Source organism: Pseudomonas sp. GP01-A4, from assembly GCF_058780865.1.
Map to the genome: position 1 here is coordinate 51581 of NZ_JBYSWF010000009.1, position 21770 is coordinate 73350.

General features: G+C 62.6%; 14 protein-coding genes and 1 pseudogene. 7 read left to right on the top strand and 8 right to left on the bottom strand.

Annotated elements, in window-relative coordinates:
- The first annotated feature begins 5 nt into the window (after positions 1-5).
- The 3 genes from AC3WKX_RS08320 to AC3WKX_RS08330 all read left to right on the top strand — a co-directional run bounded on the left by AC3WKX_RS08320 (position 6) and on the right by AC3WKX_RS08330 (position 3451).
- On the top strand, positions 6-659 hold the full coding sequence (locus AC3WKX_RS08320; RefSeq protein ID WP_003215973.1) for an ABC transporter permease: 654 nt from the start codon (positions 6-8) through the stop codon (positions 657-659).
- Positions 656-1813: an osmoprotectant ABC transporter ATP-binding protein OsmV gene (locus tag AC3WKX_RS08325; RefSeq protein ID WP_003215971.1), complete on the top strand. Its 1158-nt coding sequence runs from the start codon at positions 656-658 to the stop codon at positions 1811-1813. Before AC3WKX_RS08320 ends, AC3WKX_RS08325 begins: the two co-directional genes overlap by 4 nt.
- Positions 1814-2287: 474 nt before the next feature.
- Complete coding sequence (locus AC3WKX_RS08330) at positions 2288-3451, top strand: type III PLP-dependent enzyme (RefSeq protein ID WP_003215969.1); 1164 nt, start codon at positions 2288-2290, stop codon at positions 3449-3451.
- A 66-nt stretch (positions 3452-3517) separates the two neighbouring features.
- Here the strand turns inward: AC3WKX_RS08330 and AC3WKX_RS08335 are convergent, their stop codons facing one another.
- Positions 3518-4318 carry a tetratricopeptide repeat protein gene (locus AC3WKX_RS08335; RefSeq protein ID WP_102604567.1) on the bottom strand — a complete coding sequence of 267 codons (801 nt, stop codon included), beginning with the start codon at positions 4316-4318 and terminating at the stop codon, positions 3518-3520.
- Between the two features lie 2 nt (positions 4319-4320).
- Positions 4321-5001, bottom strand: a complete 681-nt coding sequence (locus AC3WKX_RS08340) for a Fe2+-dependent dioxygenase (protein WP_008437276.1) — start codon at positions 4999-5001, stop codon at positions 4321-4323.
- Positions 5002-5220: 219 nt separating this feature from the next.
- Here AC3WKX_RS08340 and AC3WKX_RS08345 point away from each other — a divergent pair, with 219 nt between their 5' ends.
- Both AC3WKX_RS08345 and AC3WKX_RS08350 read left to right on the top strand, forming a co-directional pair.
- Positions 5221-7515, top strand: a complete 2295-nt coding sequence (locus tag AC3WKX_RS08345; RefSeq protein ID WP_102604568.1) for a TonB-dependent receptor — start codon at positions 5221-5223, stop codon at positions 7513-7515.
- A 135-nt stretch (positions 7516-7650) separates the two neighbouring features.
- Complete coding sequence (locus AC3WKX_RS08350) at positions 7651-10176, top strand: PepSY domain-containing protein (RefSeq protein WP_102604579.1); 2526 nt, start codon at positions 7651-7653, stop codon at positions 10174-10176.
- 149 nt (positions 10177-10325) lie between these two features.
- On the opposite strand, the gene AC3WKX_RS08355 is transcribed toward AC3WKX_RS08350, so the two are convergent.
- From AC3WKX_RS08355 to ptsP, 4 genes are all read right to left on the bottom strand, one after another.
- Positions 10326-11867, bottom strand: a complete 1542-nt coding sequence (locus tag AC3WKX_RS08355; RefSeq protein ID WP_008437279.1) for an alkaline phosphatase D family protein — start codon at positions 11865-11867, stop codon at positions 10326-10328.
- A 186-nt stretch (positions 11868-12053) separates the two neighbouring features.
- Positions 12054-13766: a PTS fructose-like transporter subunit IIB gene (locus AC3WKX_RS08360; protein WP_008437280.1), complete on the bottom strand. Its 1713-nt coding sequence runs from the start codon at positions 13764-13766 to the stop codon at positions 12054-12056.
- A gap of 11 nt (positions 13767-13777) precedes the next feature.
- The gene (pfkB, locus tag AC3WKX_RS08365; protein ID WP_087694617.1) at positions 13778-14698 is read right to left on the bottom strand and encodes a 1-phosphofructokinase; all 921 of its coding nucleotides are present in this window, start codon (positions 14696-14698) and stop codon (positions 13778-13780) included.
- Positions 14699-17557: a phosphoenolpyruvate--protein phosphotransferase gene (ptsP, locus tag AC3WKX_RS08370; protein ID WP_102604569.1), complete on the bottom strand. Its 2859-nt coding sequence runs from the start codon at positions 17555-17557 to the stop codon at positions 14699-14701.
- 294 nt (positions 17558-17851) lie between these two features.
- On the opposite strand from ptsP, the gene cra reads away from it, so the two are divergent.
- Both cra and AC3WKX_RS08380 read left to right on the top strand, forming a co-directional pair.
- A complete protein-coding gene (gene cra, locus AC3WKX_RS08375) occupies positions 17852-18847 on the top strand; it encodes a catabolite repressor/activator (protein ID WP_102604570.1) in 996 nt (331 codons plus the stop codon).
- Between the two features lie 5 nt (positions 18848-18852).
- On the top strand, positions 18853-19629 hold the full coding sequence (locus tag AC3WKX_RS08380) for a TatD family hydrolase (RefSeq protein ID WP_102369919.1): 777 nt from the start codon (positions 18853-18855) through the stop codon (positions 19627-19629).
- 32 nt (positions 19630-19661) lie between these two features.
- Here the strand turns inward: AC3WKX_RS08380 and AC3WKX_RS08385 are convergent, their stop codons facing one another.
- Positions 19662-20591 (bottom strand): methyl-accepting chemotaxis protein, encoded by a 930-nt coding sequence (locus tag AC3WKX_RS08385; protein WP_371135982.1) that lies wholly within the window; start codon positions 20589-20591, stop codon positions 19662-19664.
- Positions 20568-21659, bottom strand: a pseudogene (locus AC3WKX_RS08390) (methyl-accepting chemotaxis protein); the annotation flags it as partial. The gene AC3WKX_RS08385 and the pseudogene AC3WKX_RS08390, both read right to left, overlap by 24 nt.
- Positions 21660-21770 lie beyond the last annotated feature (111 nt).

Here is a 21770-nt window from a genome sequence, read left to right on the forward strand (position 1 = left end):
AAGACATGGAATTCCTGAACGCCTTTTCCCATCTTGATTGGGCCCAAGTCCTGCACCTGACCTGGCAGCACATCACCCTGGTCGGCATTGCAGTGATCCTCGCAATCGTCGTCGGCGTGCCCCTGGGCGTGCTGATGACCCGCTTCCCGACGCTCGCCGGCCCATTGCAAGCCAGTGCCACGGTGTTGCTGACCGTGCCGTCGATTGCGCTGTTCGGCCTGCTGCTGCCGTTCTACTCCAAGTTCGGCCAGGGCCTGGGGCCGATGCCGGCGATCACCGCCGTGTTCCTCTATTCCCTGTTGCCCATCATGCGTAACACCTACCTCGCCCTCACCGGCGTTGAGCCAGGCATTCGCGAGGCCGCCAAAGGCATCGGCATGACCTTCGGCCAGCGCTTGCGCATGGTCGAGCTACCGATTGCCGTACCGGTGATCCTCGCCGGTGTGCGCACCGCCGTCGTCATGAACATTGGTGTGATGACCATCGCCGCCACCATCGGCGCCGGTGGCCTGGGTGTACTTATTCTGGCTTCCATCAGCCGCAGCGACATGTCGATGCTGATCGTTGGCGCCGTGCTGGTCAGTCTCCTGGCCATCTTCGCCGACCTGCTTCTGCAATGGCTGCAACGCACGCTGACTCCAAAAGGACTGCTCAAATGATCGAACTTCAAAACCTGACCAAGACCTTCCAAAGCAACGGCAAGACCATCACCGCCGTTGATTCCGTAAGCCTGACCGTCAACGAAGGCGAAATTTGCGTATTCCTCGGCCCCTCGGGCTGCGGCAAGAGCACCACGCTGAAGATGATCAACCGCCTGATCAAGCCGACCTCCGGCAAGATCCTGATCAACGGCGAAGACACCACCGACCTCGACGAAGTGACCCTGCGTCGCAACATCGGCTACGTGATCCAGCAGATCGGTCTGTTCCCGAACATGACCATCGAAGAGAACATCGTGGTGGTGCCCAAGCTGCTGGGCTGGGACAAGCAGAAATGCCACGACCGCGCCCGCGAGTTGATGAGCATGATCAAGCTCGAACCCAAGCAGTACCTGCATCGCTACCCGCGTGAACTGTCCGGCGGCCAGCAACAGCGGATCGGCGTGATCCGCGCCCTGGCGGCGGATGCGCCGTTGCTGCTGATGGATGAGCCGTTCGGCGCGGTCGACCCGATCAACCGCGAGATGATCCAGAACGAGTTTTTCGAGATGCAGCGCGCGCTGAACAAGACCGTGATCATGGTCAGCCACGACATCGACGAAGCCATCAAGCTGGGTGACAAGATCGCGATCTTCCGCGCCGGCAAGCTGCTGCAGATCGACCACCCGGACACCCTGCTGGCCCACCCTGCCGACGAATTCGTCAGCAACTTCGTTGGCCAGGACAGCACCCTCAAGCGCCTGCTGCTGGTGAAGGCTGAAGATGCGGCGGACAACGCGCCGTCGGTCAGCCCGGAAACCCCGGTGGCGGAGGCCCTGGAGCAGATGGATGAGTTGGACCGTCGCTACGTGGTGGTCACCGATGCCGAGAACAAGGCCCTGGGTTATGTGCGACGTCGCGACCTGCATCGTCAGACCGGTACCTGCGGCCAGTACCTGCGGGAATTCAACGCCACGGCGGCGTATGACGAGCATTTGCGCATCCTGCTGTCGCGCATGTACGAGTTCAACCGCTCGTGGTTGCCGGTGATGGATGCGGAGCGGGTGTTCCTGGGGGAAGTGACCCAGGAGTCGATTGCCGAGTATCTGAGTTCCGGTAAGTCCCGTGGGGGCAAGACCAGCATTGTGTCGCCTGCCGAGACAGCACTGGCCTGACCTGACACACAGCGGTCAAAATGTGGGAGCGGGCTTGCTCGCGAAGGCGGAGTGTCAGTCACCGGATGCATTGGCTGATACACCGCCTTCGCGAGCAAGCCCGCTCCCACATTGGATCTTCACTGTACCCGCAACACCTCAAATTGCCCCTACCGGGGAACATCAATCCGTCATACCGGTCGGTTACATAAGTAGCTGCACGCGGCCGCACGACGAACGCGTGCAAAAACGCGACATTTTTAGTTGATCTATAGCCCCTCACGTCCTAAAGTTCGCGCCGAACGTCCATGCTGGAAACGATCCATCCGGCTCAAGTACTGACGACGAGACAGCAAGGCCAAGGGAAGCGGTTGATCCCATGGCCTTTTTGCTTTCGGCGACATGCCTTGGGAAGTAGGCGAACCAAAGTGGGGATACGGAGGACGTTCATTTGCACCCATTGATCAATCTAGTTTGCCAGTAGGAGTTCCCAGCATGTCGATCCAGGTCGAAGACTATTTCGCGCGCGCCACTTTTGACAAAATGAAGGCGTTCGCCGACACCCAGGAAACCCCGTTCGTGGTGATCGACACCGCGATGATCAGCCAGGCCTACGATGACCTGCGCGCCGGTTTCGAATTCGCCAAGGTGTATTACGCCGTCAAGGCCAACCCGGCCGTCGAGATCATCGACCTGCTCAAGGACAAGGGTTCGAGCTTCGACATCGCGTCGATCTACGAGCTGGACAAGGTCATGGACCGCGGCGTCAGCCCCGACCGTATCAGCTACGGCAACACCATCAAGAAATCCAAGGACATCCGTTACTTCTACGAGAAGGGCGTGCGCCTGTTCTCCACCGACTCCGAAGCCGACCTGCGCAATATCGCCAAGGCCGCCCCGGGTTCGAAAGTGTATGTACGTATCCTCACCGAAGGCTCGACCACGGCCGACTGGCCGCTGTCGCGCAAATTCGGCTGCCAGACCGACATGGCCATGGACCTGCTGATTCTCGCCCGCGACCTGGGCCTGGTGCCTTACGGCATCTCCTTCCACGTCGGCTCGCAGCAGCGTGACATCAGCGTGTGGGACGCGGCGATTGCCAAGGTCAAAGTGATCTTCGAGCGCCTGAAGGAAGAAGACGGCATCCACCTGAAGCTGATCAACATGGGCGGCGGCTTCCCGGCCAACTACATCACCCGCACCAACAGCCTGGAAACCTACGCCGAGGAAATCATCCGCTTCCTCAAGGAAGACTTCGGTGACGATCTGCCGGAAATCATCCTGGAGCCGGGCCGTTCGTTGATCGCCAACGCCGGGATCCTGGTCAGCGAAGTGGTACTGGTTGCGCGTAAATCCCGCACCGCCGTCGAGCGCTGGGTATACACCGACGTGGGCAAATTCTCCGGCCTGATCGAAACCATGGACGAAGCCATCAAGTTCCCGATCTGGACCGAGAAGAAAGGCGAGATGGAAGAAGTGGTCATCGCCGGCCCGACCTGCGACAGCGCCGACATCATGTACGAGAACTACAAGTACGGCCTGCCGCTGAACCTGGCGATTGGTGACCGGATGTACTGGTTGTCCACCGGTGCGTACACCACCAGCTACAGCGCAGTTGAATTCAATGGCTTCCCGCCATTGAAATCGTTCTACCTGTAAACGCACGCCCTGATCGTTCCCACGCTCTGCGTGGGAACGCATCCGGTGACGCTCTGCGTCACGCCGTTAGAGCGGACGCAGAGCGTCCAGGGCGGCATTTCCACGCAGCGCGTGGGAACGATCAAGTTCAATCGCATGCTCTTGATAGATCTCGGCCATTGCCCGTATCTGCGGCTCATTGGCGGCACACAACGCCTTGTGCGCCACCCGCAAGAACTTCAAATTCCCGCCCGCCAGTGCCTTGCGCAACCATTCCAGTGCCGTTTCTATCTCGCCCCGGTCCGCCAACACCGCCGCATAACTGAACTGCCCGCGAAAATCCCCGCCTTCTGCTGACTGGCGATACCACGCCACCGCCGCCTCCAGATCCCTCGGGCAGTACTGCCCTTCTTCCAGATAACGCCCCAGCAGGTTCATCGACTTGGCATGGCCCAGTTCCGCGGCCTGTCGATAACACGCCAGCGCCTGGGTTTGATCCTCGGCAACCCCGCGCCCGGTCGCCAGCAGGTTAGCGTAGTTGTACAAACCCCAATCCAGCCCGGCCTCGGCCGCCCGACGATATTCCCGGGCCGCCGCCACGGCATCCGCCTCGCAACCCCAGCCATGCTCCAGGCAACGCCCGAGCATATTGCGCGCCATCAAATGCCCGCCCTTGGCGGCGATGCGGAACCAGCGCATTGCCAGTGCTTCATCGCGCTCGATGCCGCGCCCTTCCAGCAGGATTTGCCCGAGCAGCGCCTGGGCATCCACCACGCCCTCTTTCGCGGCGATCAAAATCGCCTGGGCGGCGCGCACCGGGGAGTCGTCGAGCATGCTCTGCAATTGCTCAACGTTGAGGACTTCTTCACGGCGCAATAAAAAGCCCACGGTCAGACCTCAACCCAGCGGCGCAGCAGGTTGTGATAGGTGCCGGTGAGCTGGATCAGCGCGGGGTGGTCGGGCACGTCGCGGCTCAGTTGCTGGATCGCCCCGTCCATCTCGAACAGCAAGGTGCGCTGGCTGTCCTCGCGCACCAGGCTTTGGGTCCAGAAAAACGAGGCGTAGCGCGCGCCGCGGGTCACGGCGTTGACCTTGTGCAGGCTGGAGCCGGGGTACAGCACCATGTCGCCCGCCGGCAACTTGACCCGCTGCAGGCCGAAGGTGTCCTGGATTTCCAGCTCGCCGCCGTCGTAGTCGTCGGGGTCGCTGAAAAATACGGTGGAGGAAAGGTCAGTGCGCACCCGCTCGTGGCTGCCCTTGGACTGGCGCACGGCGTTGTCGATATGGAAGTCGAAACTGCCGCCGGCGGTGTAACAGTTGAGCAATGGCGGGAAGACCTTGTGCGGTAACGCCGCCGACATGAACAGCGGATTTTTCCACAGTCGATCGAGGATAGCCGCGCCGATTTCCTTTGCCAGCGGGTGGCCTTCCGGCAGTTGCAGGTTGTGTTTGGCCTTGGCCGATTGGTGCCCGGCAGTGATTTTGCCGTCGGCCCATTCGGTGTGCGCCAGGGCTTCGCGGATGCGCAGCACTTCCTCGCGAGAGAACAGGCCGGGAATGTGCAGCAACATGGAGGCATTACCTGAAAACAGTGAGGCGCCAATGGTAGTGATTCTTATTGACTGTGTACAACCCTACTCCCGCCCAAAGGACGAACGAGATCGTAAAAACCGTAAGCAAAAAGTGTAAAGAACGTAAATTCAGTGCGAATAGTAATGTATCGCAATTGATATGAAGTCTTGTTCTCCCTATATTCCGCGGCCTCACCTCCTTGGGGAAAGGACACACTCATGCCGCGCACTTCGATAAAAACACCTGCCAGTTCACCACGTTTGCTGGCCTCGGCCATCGGCGTTGCCATCAGCGCCAGCTCTGCCGCCCAACTGGCGCAAGCTGCTGAAGACACCGAGCAGAAAGGCGAGCGCAACAGCATTTCCCTGGGAGCCACCAGCATCACCGGCCAGGAACAGGACAGCACGTCCTACCAGGTCGAAAAAGCCTCCTCGCAGAAGTACACCGCGCCGCTGGTAGATACTCCTCGCTCGGTCACCGTCGTACCGCAGCAAGTGCTCAAGGACACCGCCGCCACCTCGTTGCAGGACGCCTTGCGCACCGTGCCGGGGATTACCTTCGGCGCCGGTGAAGGCGGCAACCCGCAGGGCGACCGTCCGTTCATTCGCGGCTTCGACGCCCAGGGCGATACCTACCTCGACGGCGTGCGCGACACGGGCGGCCAGAGCCGCGAGATCTTCGACATCGAATCCATCGAAGTCAGCAAAGGCCCCAACTCGTCATTCGGCGGCCGCGGCTCGGCCGGCGGCAGCCTCAACCTGGTGAGCAAGACGCCACAGGCGCGGGACTTCACCAACGGTGGCTTCACCTACGGCTCCGACCAGACCCGCCGCTATGTGCTCGACGTCAACCGTCAGTTCCTCGACAGCGCGGCCTTCCGCCTGAACCTGATGAGCCACGAACAGAACGTCGCCGGGCGTGATGCCGTCAACTACGACCGCTGGGGCGTGGCGCCGTCGCTGACCTTCGGCCTGGGCACTCCGACCCGAGTCAACTTCAGCTACTACCACATGGAAAGCAACGACCTGCCGGATTCGGGCATTCCGTATGGCTACAGCAACAGCGGCGCAAGAGCCGCCCACGTGCATGACAAGCCAACCGACGGCGGCGACAGCAACAACTTCTACGGCCTCAAGGATCGCGACTTCCGCAAGACCCGCGCCGACATCAGCACGTTCTCCATCGAGCACGACCTGAACGACAACATGACGCTGAAAAACACCCTGCGCCACGGCAACACCGGCCAGGACTATATCGTCACGCAACCCGACGACAGCCAGCACAACGTCAACCAGTTCGGCACCGTGTGGCGCCGCGCGAACACCCGCGTGTCCACCACCGAGACCACCACCAACCAGACCGATCTGTTTGGCAGCTTCCAGGCGCTGGGCTTCAAGAACACCTACTCCACCGGGCTGGAATTCACCGGCGAAGAAACCCGCTACAGCGGCTACACCGTCAGCCCGAACAGCAACCCCGGTTGCCCGGCGCCCGGCAAAGGCGGCCAGTGCACCTCGCTGGGCAACCCGAACCCGGACGATGCCTGGACCGGCAGCATTGCGCGCAACTACAACGGCACCAACACCAAGGCCACCAGCCGTGCCGCCTATGTGTTCGACACCATCGAGCTGGACCCGAAATGGCTGCTGAACGTCGGCCTGCGCTACGACACCTTCGACACCGTGGCCAACACCAATGCGGTGCCGACCGCCACCGTCAAGGCCCGCAGCAAGATCAAGAACGACAGCCAGTTCTTCAACTGGCAGGCGGGCCTGGTCTGGAAGCCGGTTGAAAACGGCAGCATCTATGCCTCCTACGCCACCTCGGCCTCACCGGCCGGCGGCCTGGTAGGTGAAGGCGCCGACGGCAACCCGCTGTCTGCCGGCGCCGCCACCAGCGACCTGAAACCGGAAGAGACCGTCAACTACGAGCTGGGCACCAAGTGGGACATGTTCCACGACCGCCTGTCCCTGACCGCCGCGGTGTTCCGCACCGAGAAGAAAAACACGCGGATCCTGGTGGACGCGCTGACCTATGAAAACGGTGGCGAATCCCGCGTCGACGGCCTGGAGCTTTCCGCCAGCGGCAAGCTGACCGATCAATGGCAAGTGTTCGCCGGCTACAGCTACCTGAAAAGCGAACTGGTGGACCCGGGCCTGAACGGTCGTAACGGTGTCGTCAGTGCCGGCTCGAACAAAGGCAACCAGATGCCCAACACGCCGAAGAACACCTTCAGCCTGTGGACGACGTATGACGTGACACCGAAGCTCACCATCGGCGGCGGCGCGTTCTATGTCGACGAGGTCTACGGCGATGCGGGCAACACCGTCTACGTGCCGTCCTACACCCGCTACGACGCCATGGCCAGCTACAAGCTGACCAAGAACGTCGACCTGCAGTTGAACGTGCAGAACCTCACCGACAAGACCTACTACGACAAGGCCTATGCCTCGCATTTTGCCAACCAGGCAGCCGGTCGTACGGCCCTGCTGACCACCAGTTTCCATTTCTAAACCGATACAAATGACTGCACGAAACCCCACGCATCGGATGCGTGGGGTTTTTGCGTGTAAAAAAGAATGTTTCTCGACAACTCGCGGCATAATGCGCGCCGTGAAACACCTAACCTGATGACGAGGCCGTACGACGTGTTGAAGAAAACCCTGTTCCAGTTGCATTGGTTCTTCGGCATTACCGCCGGGCTGGTGTTGGCCTTGATGGGGATCACCGGCGCGACGGTGTCGTTCCAGGATGAAATCATCGAGTTGCTGAACCCGACGGTGTTGACGGTGGAAAAGCGTCCGGCCGGGGTACTGCCGCCCGCTGAACTGGTGCACCTGCTGGAAGCCCGTGAAGGCAAAGTCGTGTCGATGCTCACGGTGCAGCCTGACAGCACCAACGCGGCCAAGGTCTGGTTCACCCCACCGCCCGGTGAACGTCGCGGGCAGATGCGCTACTTCGACCCGTACACCGGCGACTACCTGGGCGATGCCGTCGGCCAGGAATTCTTCGGTTTCGTGCTGCAACTGCACCGCTTCCTCGCCATCGGCGACACCGGCCGGCAAATCACCGGCGCCTGCACGCTGATCCTGGTGTTCTTCTGCCTCTCGGGCCTGTACCTGCGCTGGCCGCGCCAGGTGGCAAGCTGGCGTGCATGGCTGGCGGTGGACTGGCGCAAGAAAGGCCGCAGTTTCAACTGGGACCTGCACTCGGTATTCGGCACCTGGTGCCTGCTGTTCTATCTTCTGGCGGCACTGACCGGACTGTTCTGGTCCTACGAGTGGTACAGCAACGGCATGACCAGACTGCTGTCCGACGCGCCGCAGAACGAACGCGTACGCAAGCGCGGCCCGGCCCCCGAAGGGCCTGCGCCGGTGGCCAATTACGCCGCGATCTGGAGCAGCATCTACAGCAACGCCGGCCCCGGCTTGAGCGGCTACAACATCCGCATGCCCGCGGTCGCCGGCCAACCCGCCACCGTCTACTACCTGCTGAAGACCTCGCCCCACGATCGCGCGCTGAACCAGATCAACCTCGACCCGGCCACCGGCGAAGTCAAATCCCATGACACCTACGCCGGCAAAAGCTTCAAGGCGCAGATCCTGACCAGTATCTATGCGCTGCACACCGGCAGCTACTTCGGCCTGCCCGGCCGGATCATCCTGACGTTCAGTGCGCTGCTGATGCCGCTGTTCTTCATCACCGGCTGGCTGTTGTACCTGGACCGCCGCCGCAAGAAACGCCAGGTGCGCGATGCCCGCAAAGGCCTGACCGGCAACCACAGCGACGCGCCGGCCTGGCTGATCGGCTTTGCCAGCCAGAGCGGCTTTGCCGAGCAACTGGCCTGGCAGACCGCCGGGCAGTTGCAGGCCGCCGGCGTGCCAGTGAACGTGCAGTCGCTGGGCAGCGTCAGCGAAGAGGATTTGCGCCAATCGAGCCATGCGCTGTTCGTGGTCAGCACCTTCGGCGACGGCGAGGCACCGGACAGCGCCCGCGGTTTCGAGCGCAGCGTGCTCGGCCAGGACCTGTCCCTCAAGGGCCTGAACTACTCGGTGTTGGCCCTGGGTGATCGCCAGTACCAACACTTCTGCGGCTTCGCCCGGCGCCTGCATTTCTGGCTGACCAACCAGGGCGGCAACCCGCTGTTCGCCCCGGTGGAAGTCGACAGCGGCGACACCGATGCGTTGCTGCACTGGCAACAACAACTGGGCCAACTGACCGGCCATGCACCCGCTGCGGCGTGGGCCAGCGCGACCTATGAAAACTGGACCCTGAAGCAACGCACCCTGCTCAACCCGCACAGCAGTGGCTCCGGCGTCTATTTGCTCGGGCTCACCCCGCCAGCCCCCCGGGACTGGCTGGCCGGCGACCTGGTGGAAGTGCTGCCACGCAATTGCCCATGGGCCATCGAACACTTCCTGGAAGGCCTGGGACTGGCCGGCAGCGAAGGTGTGGTAGTCGACGGCCTTGCACACACCCTCGACCAGGCCCTGGCCGGCCGCCAACTGCCGGACAATCGCGCACACCTGGTGGGCCTGCATGCCCAGGCGCTGGTCAATGCACTGGTGCCGCTGGGCATGCGCGAATACTCCATCGCCTCGATTGCCAGCGACGGTGTGCTGGAGCTGATCGTGCGCCAGGAGCGTCACCCCGATGGCAGCGTGGGCGTGGGTTCCGGCTGGTTGACCGAACATGCACCGCTGGGTTCGACCATCAGCCTGCGAGTGCGGCGCAACAGTGGCTTCCATCTGCCGACCGAGCCGCTCCCGATGATCCTGTTGGGCAACGGCACCGGCCTTGCCGGGTTGCGCAGCCTGCTCAAGGCGCGGGTTGCCGACGGCCAGCAGCGCAACTGGCTGCTGTTTGGCGAACGCAATATCGCCCACGACTACCACTGCCAGGATGAGCTGCAAGGCTGGCTGGCCAGCGGTGACCTGGCGCTACTGGACCTGGCCTTTTCCCGGGACCAGGCAGAGAAAATCTACGTGCAGGATCGCCTGCGCGAATCAGCGGATGTGCTGCGTAAATGGGTGGCCGATGGCGCCGCGATTTACGTCTGCGGCAGTTTGCAGGGGATGGCGGCGGGTGTGGATCAGGTGCTGCATGAGGTGCTGGGCAGCGAAGCCGTCGAACGCTTGATCGAGCAGGGCCGCTACCGCCGGGATGTTTACTGACCCCCTGAAGATACACCGATCAAAATGTGGGAGCGGGCTTGCTCGCGAAGGCAGTGGATCAGTCCATACATCTGTTGACTGACACACCGCCTTCGCGAGCAAGCCCGCTCCCACATTGGCTCTTCTTCAGTAGGTAGATTGCATTGCAATCACACTGGCGCCAGCTTCTGTTCAAACACCGAAACCCCATCCAGGTCCCGCAAAATCACCGTCAGCTCCGCCGTCTGCCCGTCAATCTGCACCTCGCCAAAAAACTGGAACCCGGCAAACGGCGAGCTGTTCTGCACCGTCGGCGCCTTCTCGAACACCACTTCCGGGCCAAAGGTTTTATCCAGCGGATTAGGCCCGAAACTCCCGGCATTCAACGGCCCGGCGACAAACTCCCAGAACGGCTCAAAATCCTGAAACGCCGCCCGATCCGGATGGTAATGATGGGCCGCGCAGTAATGCACATCCGCCGTCAGCCACACGTGATTACGCACCTGCTGCGCCCGCAGAAACGCGAGCAGTTCAGCAATTTCCAACTCGCGCCCCTGGGCCGGGCCCGGGTCGCCGTTGGCGATCGCTTCCCAACGCGGCACGCCGGGGCTGACCTCACCGTCGGGCACGCCCAGGCCAATGGGCATGTCGGCGGCGATGACTTTCCACTGCGCCTGGGAGGCCTTCAATTCGCGCTTCAGCCAGTCCAGTTGCTCACGCCCAAGGAACGGTTTTTCACCGCCAAGGTTGTCATCGTTCGGCCCGCGATAGCTGCGCATGTCCAGCACAAACACATCCAGCAACGGGCCGTAGCCGAGCTTGCGATAGATGCGCCCGCCCTGGTCGGCGCTTTGCCGGCGCATCGGTGAATATTCCAGCCAGGCCTGGCGCGCACGGCCCACCAGGGTATTGATGTCGCGAGTCTTGTAGCGTTCATCCAGTTGCTTGCTCGGCGACCAGTTGTTGATCACCTCGTGGTCGTCCCACTGCCAGATCTGCGGCACTTCGGCGTTGAAGCGACGTACGTTCTCGTCCATCAGGTTGTAGCGGTAGTTGCCCCGGTATTCATTCAGGGTTTCAGCGACTTTGCTTTTGGCTTCGGTGGTGATGTTGCGCCAGATGCGTCCGTCCTCGGTGGTCAGTTGCGCGGGCACCGGGCCGTCGGCGTAGATGGTGTCGCCGCTGTGAATGAAGAAGTCCGGCAGACGCAGGCGCATGGCTTCGTAGATGCGCATGCCGCCGATGTCCGGGTTGATGCCGAAGCCCTGGCCGACGGTGTCGCCGCTCCACACAAAGCGGATATCCCGGCGCTGCTGCGGCACGCTGCGCAGGTGACCGAACCAGGGCTCGCTGGCCACGCCGGTCTGGGCATCTTCAAAGTGCACACGGTAGAAAATCGCCTGGTCGACGGGCAGGCCGGTGAGTTCGACACGGGCGGTGAAATCGGTGCGGCTGTCGGCCAGGGGCGAGACGAATTTGCGCGGGTTGCTGAATACGCTACGGGTGTCCCACTCCACTACCATCCGGGCCGGGCGGTCGCTGCGGCTCCAGATCATCGCGCGGTCGCCCAGCAGGTCGCCGGACTGCACGCCGTCGGTGAGTTGCGGGCGATCCTTGACCGAGGCGATCACCGCAGGCGCGAGGCCCGGCAGCAACAGGCCGGCGCCGACGGCTTGCATCACGCGGCGGCGGCCGAGATTGAAGTGGCTCATGCGGGTTCCCTCTCGAACGGCAAAAGGGAAACTTAAGCATGACGGGATGAACGAGTTATGACACCGGCCTTATTGCTCACGGAGGTCAAATGTGGGAGCTGGCTTGCCTGCGATAGCCTCAACTCGGTTGCGCTGATACACCGAGGTGCCTGCATCGCAGGCAAGCCAGCTCCTACATGAACCGCGTTATGCCTGGGCGGGTGCGACAGAAAGTTCTACGGTCTCAGGGCGCTTGAGGAATGCATACACCACGGCCGTCAACAAACTGCCCGCCACGATCGCCAGCAGGTACAGCAGCGCATGGTTGATCGCATTCGGGATCAGCATCACAAACAATCCACCATGGGGCGCCATCAGCTTGCAGCCGAAATACATCGACAGCGCACCGGTCAGCGCACCGCCGGCGATGCTTGCCGGGATTACCCGCAACGGGTCCTTGGCAGCAAACGGAATCGCGCCTTCAGAGATAAAGCACATGCCGAGGATCAGCGCGGCCTTGCCGGCTTCACGCTCGGTCTGGGCAAACTTGCGCCGCGCCAGGAAGGTGGCGATGCCCATGCCAATCGGCGGCACCATGCCGGCGGCCATGGTCGCGGCCATGGGGGCACCGCTTTGCGCTGCCAGCAGGCCGACGGAAAACGCGTAGGCCGCCTTGTTGATCGGGCCACCGAGATCGACGCACATCATGCCGCCCAGCAAGATGCCCAGCAGCACGGCGTTAGTGGTGCCCATGGTGCTGAGAAAATCCGTGAGGCCGGTGAGCATCTTCGCCACCGGCGGCCCAACCAGGTAAATCATCGCAAGACCCGTGAACAGGCTCGCCAGCAACGGGATGATCAGGATCGGCTTGAGGGCTTCCAGGCTCTGGGGCAAACGGATCGCGCGGCTGATGAATTTGACGCAGTAGCCGGCGAGGAAACCGGCAAAAATACCGCCGATAAACCCCGCGCCCAAAGTGCTGGCCAGCAGGCCACCGATCATGCCGGGGGCCAATCCAGGACGGTCGGCAATCGAGTAGGCGATGTAACCCGCCAGCAGCGGCACCATCAGCATGAACGCCTGGTCGCCGACGGTTTTCAGCGCGGCGGCAAGAGTGCCTTTTTCTTCAAAGGCATGAATGCCGAACACGAATGACAGGGCGATCAGCAGACCGCCCGCCACCACCATCGGCAGCATGAACGACACGCCGGTGAGCAAGTGTTTGTAGACACCGGTCTTCTCCGGTTTGGCAGCGGCACCACTGGCAGCGGATTCCTGCTTGCCTTCGGCCAGCGCCTTGTTGAGGGTCGCCTCGGATTGCTTGAGCGCGATCCCGGTGCCGCAGCGATAGATTTTCTTGCCGGCAAAGCGCTCGGTGGCGACTTCGATGTCGGCGGCGAGCAGTACCACGTCGGCGTCACGAATCGCCTCGGGACTCAGCGGCGTGCGGGCGCCCACGGAGCCCTGGGTTTCCACCTGCAAGTCATACCCGAGGCGCTTGGCGGTTTGCTGCAACGCTTCGGCAGCCATGAAGGTGTGGGCGACGCCGGTCGGGCACGCGGTGATCGCGACGATACGCGGCGTGCTTTTCGCCGGTGCCGCGTCAGCCACCTGCACCTGGGCCTCCTCGGCCCCGCGACGCAACACCGCGTCCACATCCTGCAACGCCTGGGCCGGCGTGCTGCGGAATACACGTTTGCCGACAAAACGCTGCATGTCCACCGGCGTGCTGCTGACCAGCAATACCCACTCGGCGGCTTCAATGGTGGCCGCCGACAATTGGCGTTCCGGATGCTGCACGTCGACCACTTCGACGCTGGTGCTCCAGCCCTGGCGTTGCGCGGCAGCATCCAGCAAGCGGGCGCACAGCACACTGGTGACCATGCCGTTCGGGCAGGCAGTAACAATGGCTAACTTCATGACCAACCCTCTTATTGTTCTGTCAGCGGGCGCACGTGGACGCCGCTCTGCAAAGTCTCAAGCTGCGCTTCGTCGGTGATGCCAAAGCCGATCTGCGTGACCGCCATCGCGGCAATGGCGGTGGCGCGGCCCAGGGTCTGCTCCGGCGTATCGCCACTGAGCAAACCGTGAAGCATCCCGGCCAGCAGCGAGTCGCCGGCGCCTACGGTACTGGCCACGGTTACCTTGGGCGGCGTGGCGTGCAGCGCGGTATCCGGGCTGTACCAGCTCACACCCGCGGCACCGTCGGAGACCACCACATGCTCCACACCTTGCCGATGCAGTTGGCGGATGGCATCTGTGGAATGACCAAGGGCATCGGCCAGTTCTTCGGTATTGGGTTTGACCAACCACGGGCCGGCGTTCAATCCGGCGCGCAGCGCTTCGCCGCTGGTGTCCAGGGCGACTTTCAAGCCGAGGTTTTTCAGTTGCTGCAGCAGGCCCTGGAACCACTGAGGGGTGATGCCGCGTGGCAGGCTGCCGGCCACGACGACGGCGTCGTAGCCGGGAGCAATCCGCGCCAGTTGCTCAAGCAGTGCGTGTTGCGCCTGCTCGCTGACCAACGGGCCCGGCGCATTGACATCCGTGACCCGCCCGTCCTGCTCGGCGATCTTGATATTGCTGCGGGTTTCGCCCGGCACCCGAATAAACGCATCGGTAAAACCGCGACGGGCAATCAGCATCTCGAATGCCTGGGGATTGTCCTCACCAAGAAAGCCGCCCACGGTCACCTGATGACCAAGGTCCGCCAGCACCTGGGCCACGTTCACGCCCTTGCCGGCAGCGTGGGTGATCATCGCTTCGCTGCGATTGACCTCGCCCGGTTCCAGGCGCGCCAGGCGCACCGTCAGGTCCAACGCCGGGTTCAGCGTCAGGCTTAAAATCCTTGCCATTTACACGGCCTCCACAAGCGCACGCACTTCGGCGGGAGAACCCACCGCCAGGGCTTTTTGTGCCAGGCCCTGGGCCTCGCTCAGACTGAATTCACGCACCCGTGCCTTGACCTCGGGGATGCTGCGCGCAGACACACTCAGCTCATCCACTCCCAGGCCGATCAGCACCGGAACTGCCAACGGGTCGGCTGCCAGCTCGCCGCACACGCCGACCCATTTGCCATGGGCATGGGCGGCGCGCACGGTGATGTCGATCAGTTGCAACACCGCCGGATGCAGGCCGTCAGCCTGGGCCGACAGCGTCGGATGGCCACGGTCGATGGCCAAGGTGTATTGGGTCAGGTCGTTGGTGCCGACGCTGAAGAAGTCCACTTCCTTGGCCAGTACCGGCGCCAGCAACGCGGCCGACGGCACTTCGATCATGATCCCCAGTTGCAGGTCGGCCACCGGGATTTCCAGGCGCAGGCGCTCGGTCATGTCCCGGGCCTGGCGCCACTCGTCAACACTGCCAACCATCGGGAACATGATGCGCAGTGGACGGTTGTCTGCCGAACGCAACAGTGCGCGCAATTGCGCTTCCATGATCTGCGGGCGTTGCAGGGTCAGGCGAATGCCGCGCACGCCGAGGAAGGGGTTTTCTTCCTTGGCGATCGGCCAGTAAGGCAGCGGTTTGTCACCGCCCACATCAAGGGTGCGCACCACCAGCGGCCGGCCGCCGAGGCCGTCGAGCACGCGGCGGTATTCGGCTTCCTGGGTGGCTTCGTCGGGCGCTTGTTTGTGGGCCATGAAAATCAGTTCGGTGCGCAGCAGGCCGATGCCTTCGGCGCCCTGCTCCACCGCGCCGGCAACCCCGGCGCTTTCGCCGATATTGGCGAACACTTCGACGGCATGGCCATCGCGGGTCAGGGCCGGTTCATGGCGTTGGGCGGCGGCGGCTTGCAGACGTTGTTCGCGGGTGTCGCGTTCGACGGTGGCGCGCTGCAAGGTGGCGGCGTCGGCGTCCACATGCAGGCGACCGCGCTGGCCATCCAGCAACAACGGCGTGCCCGAAGCCAACAGCAATACAGCAGGGCCTGCACCCACCAGCGCGGGAATGCCCAAAGCACGGGCGACGATGGCGCTGTGGGCGGTGGCGCCGCCACGGGCAGTGAGGATGCCGGCGACACGCACCGGGTCCAGGCGCGCCACGTCCGAGGGACCCACTTCGTCCATCACCAGGATGTAGGGTTCGTCCGGCTCCTGGGCGGTTTCGACGCCGCACAGTTGTGCCAGCACGCGGCGGCCAATGTCACGCAGATCGGCAGCGCGCTCGGCGAGCAAGGCGTCCTGCAACGATTCCTGCTGTTTGGCGGCGGCTTCGATCACGCTCATCCACGCGGCCTCGGCGCTTTCGCCCTGCTTGAGGCGCGTCTCGACTTCGTCGGTCAGTTCCGGGTCGTCGAGCATCTCCTGGTGGGTGATGAAGATCTCGCGGATGGCCTTGGATTTGCTGCGCTCGATCAGGCCCTGGATGTCCCGGCGCACGTCGGTCAATGCCGCGTGCAGGCGCTGGCGCTCGATCACCGGCGACTCGCCGCGCAGCGGGTATTCGAAAGGTTGCAGCACCTGGATATGCGCCGGGCCAATCGCAATGCCGGGGGCGGCGGCGATGGCCTGGATCAGGCTGCCGGACACTGGCGCGCTGATGACCGGTTCGATCTCGGCCACGGCTTGTTGGGCGCTGACTGCCGGCAACGGCTCGACTTCTTCGCCGAGGCCGTCTTCCACTGCCGCCAGCAAGGCGGGCAAGGCGTCACCGGCAATGGTTGGCTCAGCGACAAACTCCAATACCTGGCCGCGACGCGCACCGAGGCTGAGCAACTTGCTCAGGCTTTTTACCGATACCGCGCCGACGTCTCCATCGACGATGCGCACACGGATTTCACCGGCAAAACTTTTCGCCAATTGCGCGAGGATCTTCGCCGGGCGCGCATGCAGCCCGTGGGCGTTGGCCAGGGCAATGCGCACGCTTGGCCAGTCGGCTGGCAGTTCACCGCCGAGCACTTCCAATACGGCGCGGCTACTGGTGGCGCGGCCGAGTTCCTGGCCACGGCCTTCGATCAGCAAGGCACACAGGCGTTCGAGCAAGGTCTGGTGGGCCTCGCCGAGGCTGGCCAGGCAGAACAGGCCGCTCAAGGGCTGGCCCAGGTAACGCACGGGTTTGTCCGGGGTGACGAAGGCCAGGCCGGGACGCTTCACCGTCTGCTCGCTGTGCAGCCACCACAGGCCATCGCCCAGGGGCAGCGCGTCGACTTGTTGCAGCACGGCGGCAAAGCCATTGCTCACGCAATCGGCCTGGCGCAACAGGCGTGCGCCTCTCCACACCAGTTCTTCGAAATCATCAGCCGACACGCCCAGGCCAATCATCTGTGCGTCCAGCGCCAGCTCCTGCGGCGCGCCTTGCAGCAGTTTCAGCAAGGCTTCGGCAGAACTGGCGCGACGCAGGGCCTGGCCCAGGTCGGTCTCGCCGAGGGCGCGGGTCAGCAGTTGCAGCAGGCGCAGGTGTTCGTCGGATTTGGCGGCAATGCCGATCGCCAGGTAAACGATCTGGCCATCGCCCCAATCCACGCCGTCGGGAAATTGCAGCAGGCGCACGCCGGTGGCGAACACCTGGTCGCGTGTTTCGGGGGTGCCGTGGGGGATGGCGATACCCTGGCCGAGAAAGGTCGAGCCTTGGGCTTCACGCGCTTGCAAGCCACTGAGGTAACCCTCGGCGACCAGGCCATCGGCCACCAGTTTTTCAGCGAGCAGTTGCAAGGCAGCAGACTTATCCACAGCCGTCTGGCCCATGGATATCTGCTCGTGGGTGAGCTCAAGCATGCCGTTCTCCTAGTTAGTGCGGCGGGCGCACTAGGTATTATTTTGAATAAATCAGTGCAAAAGCGTTCGAATAAAATTGACTGAGTGGTCAGTTGGCAGGACCACACTCGTCGCGATAATCGTAAAAATACGCTTGCTGAAACGTTTAATCTAGAATTTATGGCAGATTACGCGTTAATTTCCCATGATTGAAGAGCCACTCGGCTGTTGAGTTGCGACAATGGTCGCCTGCAGTAATCGGTTACGATTGGACAAAATGTCGGGGCAAGCTCTAAAAAACAAGGAAATCCCGGTTTGAAACTCAGTGATATCGCGCGCATTGCCGGTGTGTCTGTGACCACCGCCAGCTACGTCATCAATGGCAAGGCCGAACAGCAACGGATCAGCAGCGCAACCGTCGAACGGGTGCGCGCCGTGGTTGAAGAACATGGCTTTACGCCCAACCCCCAGGCCGCCGGGCTGCGCAGCCGGCACACCCGTACCCTGGGTTTTATCCTGCCGGACCTGGAAAACCCCAGTTACGCACGCATCGCCAAGCTGCTCGAACAAGGCGCCCGTGCCCGCGGCTATCAATTGCTGATCGCCAGCTCCGACGACGAAGCCAACAGTGAGCGGCAACTGCTGCAACTGTTCCGCGCCCGCCGTTGCGATGCGCTGTTTGTCGCCAGCTGCCTGCCGGCCACCGACGACAGCTACCGCGAACTGCAAGCCAAGGGTTTGCCGGTGATCGCCATCGACCGGGTGATGGAGTCTACGCAGTTTTGCTCGGTGGTCAGCGATGATCGCCAGGCCTGCCAGCAATTGACCAGCAGCCTGCTGCACCCGCTGCCCAAGCAGATCGTGTTGATCGGCGCGCGGCCAGAGCTGAGCATCAGCCAGGAACGTACCGCCGGTTTCAAGCAAGCGCTGAAAGACTTCAGCGGCGAAGTGCTGATCGAACAAGGCGAGTCGTTCAGCCGCGACTGTGGCCGACAGCTGATGGAGCAGTTGCTGCAAAGCCTGGGGCATTTGCCTGACGCACTGGTGACTACGTCCTACGTCCTGCTGCAAGGGGTGTTTGACGCGCTGCATGACTTCCCGCTCAAATCCCGGCCACTGCGACTGGGGACGTTTGGCGACACCCAACTGCTGGATTTCCTGCCGCTGCCGGTGAATGCCATGGCCCAGCAGCATCAGTTGATTGCCGACACCGCGCTGCGCCTGGCGCTGGCGGCCATTGAAGAACAGCACTACGAACCCGGCGTGCATGCCATCGGCCGAACGTTCAAGCAGCGGATTCACTCGGAGTAAGCGGTGTGGAGCTGATCGACAGCCACACCCATCTGGATTTTCCGGACTTCGATACGGACCGCCGCGAAGTCCTGAGCCGCAGTCGCCGCCTGGGCGTGCGCAGGATGGTGGTGCTCGGGGTCTACCAGCAGAATTGGCAACGGTTGTGGGACCTGGTGCAAACCGACGCGGATTTATTCGCCGCCTTCGGCCTGCACCCGGTGTATCTCGACGACCATCGCCCCGCCGACCTGACGGAACTGGGCGACTGGCTGACCCGCCTGAACGGCCACCGGCAACTGTGCGCGGTGGGCGAAATCGGCCTGGATTATTTCCTCGAACAGCTGGACCGCGAACGCCAGCAAAGCCTGTTTGAAGCGCAACTGAAGCTGGCGGTGGATTTCCAACTGCCGGCGCTGCTGCATGTGCGCCGCAGCCACGCTGCCGTGATCGCCACCCTCAAGCGCATTCGGCTGCCACGAGGCGGAATCATCCACGCGTTTGCCGGCAGCCAGGAAGAGGCCCGCGAGTACACCAAGCTCGGCTTCAAACTGGGCCTGGGCGGCGCGGCCACATGGCCGCAAGCCCTGCGTATGCACAAGGTGATCGCCCGGCTGCCGCTGGAAAGCGTGGTGCTGGAAACCGACTCACCGGACATGGCCCCCGTGATGTACCCCGGCCAGCGCAACAGCCCCGAACACCTGCCAGACATCTGTGCCGCCCTGGCGGAGCGCATGGGCATCAGCTCCTCAGCGCTGGCCGAGGCGAGCACCCGCAATGCCTGCGAGCTGTTCAACTGGTAGGGGCCCATCCCCGATGCATGCCTGGCCATGCCTCACACTCGAAAGGCCCCGATCAACTGCTTCAGCTCGATCACTTGCAAGGACAATTGCCGGCTGGCCTCTTCAGTCTGGTGCGCGCCCTGCGCTGCATGTTCACCGGCGCGATTGATCTCGACGATGTTCTGATCGATGTCATGGGCCACGGCAGTCTGCTGTTCGACGGCGGCGGCAATCTGCTGGTTCTGGTCGACGATCATGCCTACCGCGCCGAGGATGTTTTCGAGGGCCTGCTGGACTTTTTCCGACTGCCCCACCGTGCCATTGGCCATCTCGTGGCTGGTGCCCATGGCCTTCACCGCAGCGCCGACACCGCTGTGGAGCTTGGCAATCATCTGCTCGATTTCCTCGGTGGAGTGCTGGGTGCGCCGGGCCAAAGTGCGCACCTCATCGGCCACCACGGCGAAACCGCGTCCTTGCTCACCGGCGCGCGCGGCCTCGATGGCGGCATTCAACGCCAGCAGATTGGTCTGTTCAGCAATGCTCTTGATCACTTCCAGTACGCGACTGATGGATTGGCTGTCGATGGCCAATTGGTTGATGACCCGTACCGATTGATCGATCTCCGAAGCCAACGCCGCGATACTGCCTTGCTGGGACTGCACCAGGCCGCGTCCGCTGACGGTTTCATCGTTGACGCTGTGGGCGCTGCTGACCGCCGCCGCTGCACTGCGCGCCACTTCCTGGGCAGTGGAGGACATCTGGTTCATGGCGGTCGCCACCTGCTCGATCTGGCTGCGTTGGCCGGACACCGCCTGGTTGCTGCTGGCCGAGACCGACTCCACTTGCCCGGCCTGGTGTTCGACCTGGTTGACGGTGTGCCCTACCCGCTCGATCAGGTCATGGATCTTGGCCACGGTAGCGTTGAACACCTGGCCCAAATCCCCCAGTTCGTCGCGGCTGTGGGCGATGAAGGTGACGGTCATGTCACCGGCCGCCACCTTGTCCATCGTCGCCCCCAGGCGGCGCAAGGTGGTGCGGGTGGAGGCGTAGAAACCGGCATACAAATAGAAGATCAGCAAAAACACCGACGCCAGTGCCGCCACCAATCCGATCATGTGCGTGCGGTTTTCTGACAGACGTTGCTCCAGTTGCTGCTCGAGAAAGGTCAGGGTGGCTTCGTCGAGCTGATAGGTCTTGGCCATCAACGTGCTGACGTCGTCGTAGAAGCCTTGCCATGGGGCGTCGAGGGTTTCGGCCACCACGACCTGCTCTTCGAACAACTCACTGCCTTGCTTGAGGCTGGCCTTGCTCGCGTCCGCCAGGCTCGCCAACGCTGCGTGGGCGGGCTTGCTGGAGCCGAGGGCATCCTGCAGTTTCAGGCCGTATTCCGCCTGGAGCTTTTCCAGTTGCTGCAGCAGCTCGTCAAAACGAGTGCTGGACGACGAATTGAGAAAACCCTGGCCCAACGAATAAGCCCCCATGGCCCGGCCTTCCCCCAGGGTCTGGGTGACTTGCGGGGTGACGCTGGTGATCAGTTCACTGAGTTGGCGCAGGTCGCCCTGGGGGTCACGGCTCAAACCCGACTGGCTGGCGATGATCTGGCTGAGCATCTGCGCCTTGTTGAGGAGTTTGCCGATCAGCGCGCTTTTGCTGAGCAGTGAAGTTTCCTGTTGCTGGGCCTTGAAGGCGGCGATCATTTCATCGCGCTTGGCTTCGAAGGCGGCGGCCTGCTCAGGGTCGGCGGACAGGGCGTGGAAGCTTTGCAGGCGCTGCAGCAGGCTGTCTTCGAGGGCGGTGATTTTGTTTTCGATATCACCGGCCTTGCCTGATTGGCCGAGGGTTGCGTTGATCTGTACCTGGTTGTTCAGGGTTTCCAGGTCGCGGCGCAGGGCCAGGCTGCTTCCCAGCAGGTCGAGGCTTTGCAGCTCGATGCGAGTGCCCTGGAATTCACGCCAGGAATCGCGCACCAGGTAGTAGTTGGTGGCCAGCATCGGGAACAGGAACAGCACGCTGATAAGGCTGAACTTCATGCCGAAGGTCAGGCGGTTCATGAACGCGACGGCGGGATAGAGCAAGCTCTTCACAGGTGAACTCCCTTTTCTTTTATTTTTATTGAGGGCGCAGGGCGGCGGCAGATAGCCACTATTTGGCGCTCTGTCTGT

Coding starts and splice junctions, on each gene's coding strand:
- AC3WKX_RS08330 (WP_003215969.1), top strand. CDS start 2,288: ATGTCGATCCAGGTCGAAGACTATTTCGCGCGCGCCACTTTTGACAAA.
- AC3WKX_RS08355 (WP_008437279.1), bottom strand. CDS start 11,867: ATGAGCCACTTCAATCTCGGCCGCCGCCGCGTGATGCAAGCCGTCGGC.
- AC3WKX_RS08360 (WP_008437280.1), bottom strand. CDS start 13,766: ATGAAGTTAGCCATTGTTACTGCCTGCCCGAACGGCATGGTCACCAGT.
- AC3WKX_RS08385 (WP_371135982.1), bottom strand. CDS start 20,591: ATGACCGTCACCTTCATCGCCCACAGCCGCGACGAACTGGGGGATTTG.
- pfkB (WP_087694617.1), bottom strand. CDS start 14,698: ATGGCAAGGATTTTAAGCCTGACGCTGAACCCGGCGTTGGACCTGACG.
- AC3WKX_RS08345 (WP_102604568.1), top strand. CDS start 5,221: ATGCCGCGCACTTCGATAAAAACACCTGCCAGTTCACCACGTTTGCTG.
- AC3WKX_RS08325 (WP_003215971.1), top strand. CDS start 656: ATGATCGAACTTCAAAACCTGACCAAGACCTTCCAAAGCAACGGCAAG.
- AC3WKX_RS08320 (WP_003215973.1), top strand. CDS start 6: ATGGAATTCCTGAACGCCTTTTCCCATCTTGATTGGGCCCAAGTCCTG.
- AC3WKX_RS08340 (WP_008437276.1), bottom strand. CDS start 5,001: ATGTTGCTGCACATTCCCGGCCTGTTCTCTCGCGAGGAAGTGCTGCGC.
- ptsP (WP_102604569.1), bottom strand. CDS start 17,557: ATGCTTGAGCTCACCCACGAGCAGATATCCATGGGCCAGACGGCTGTG.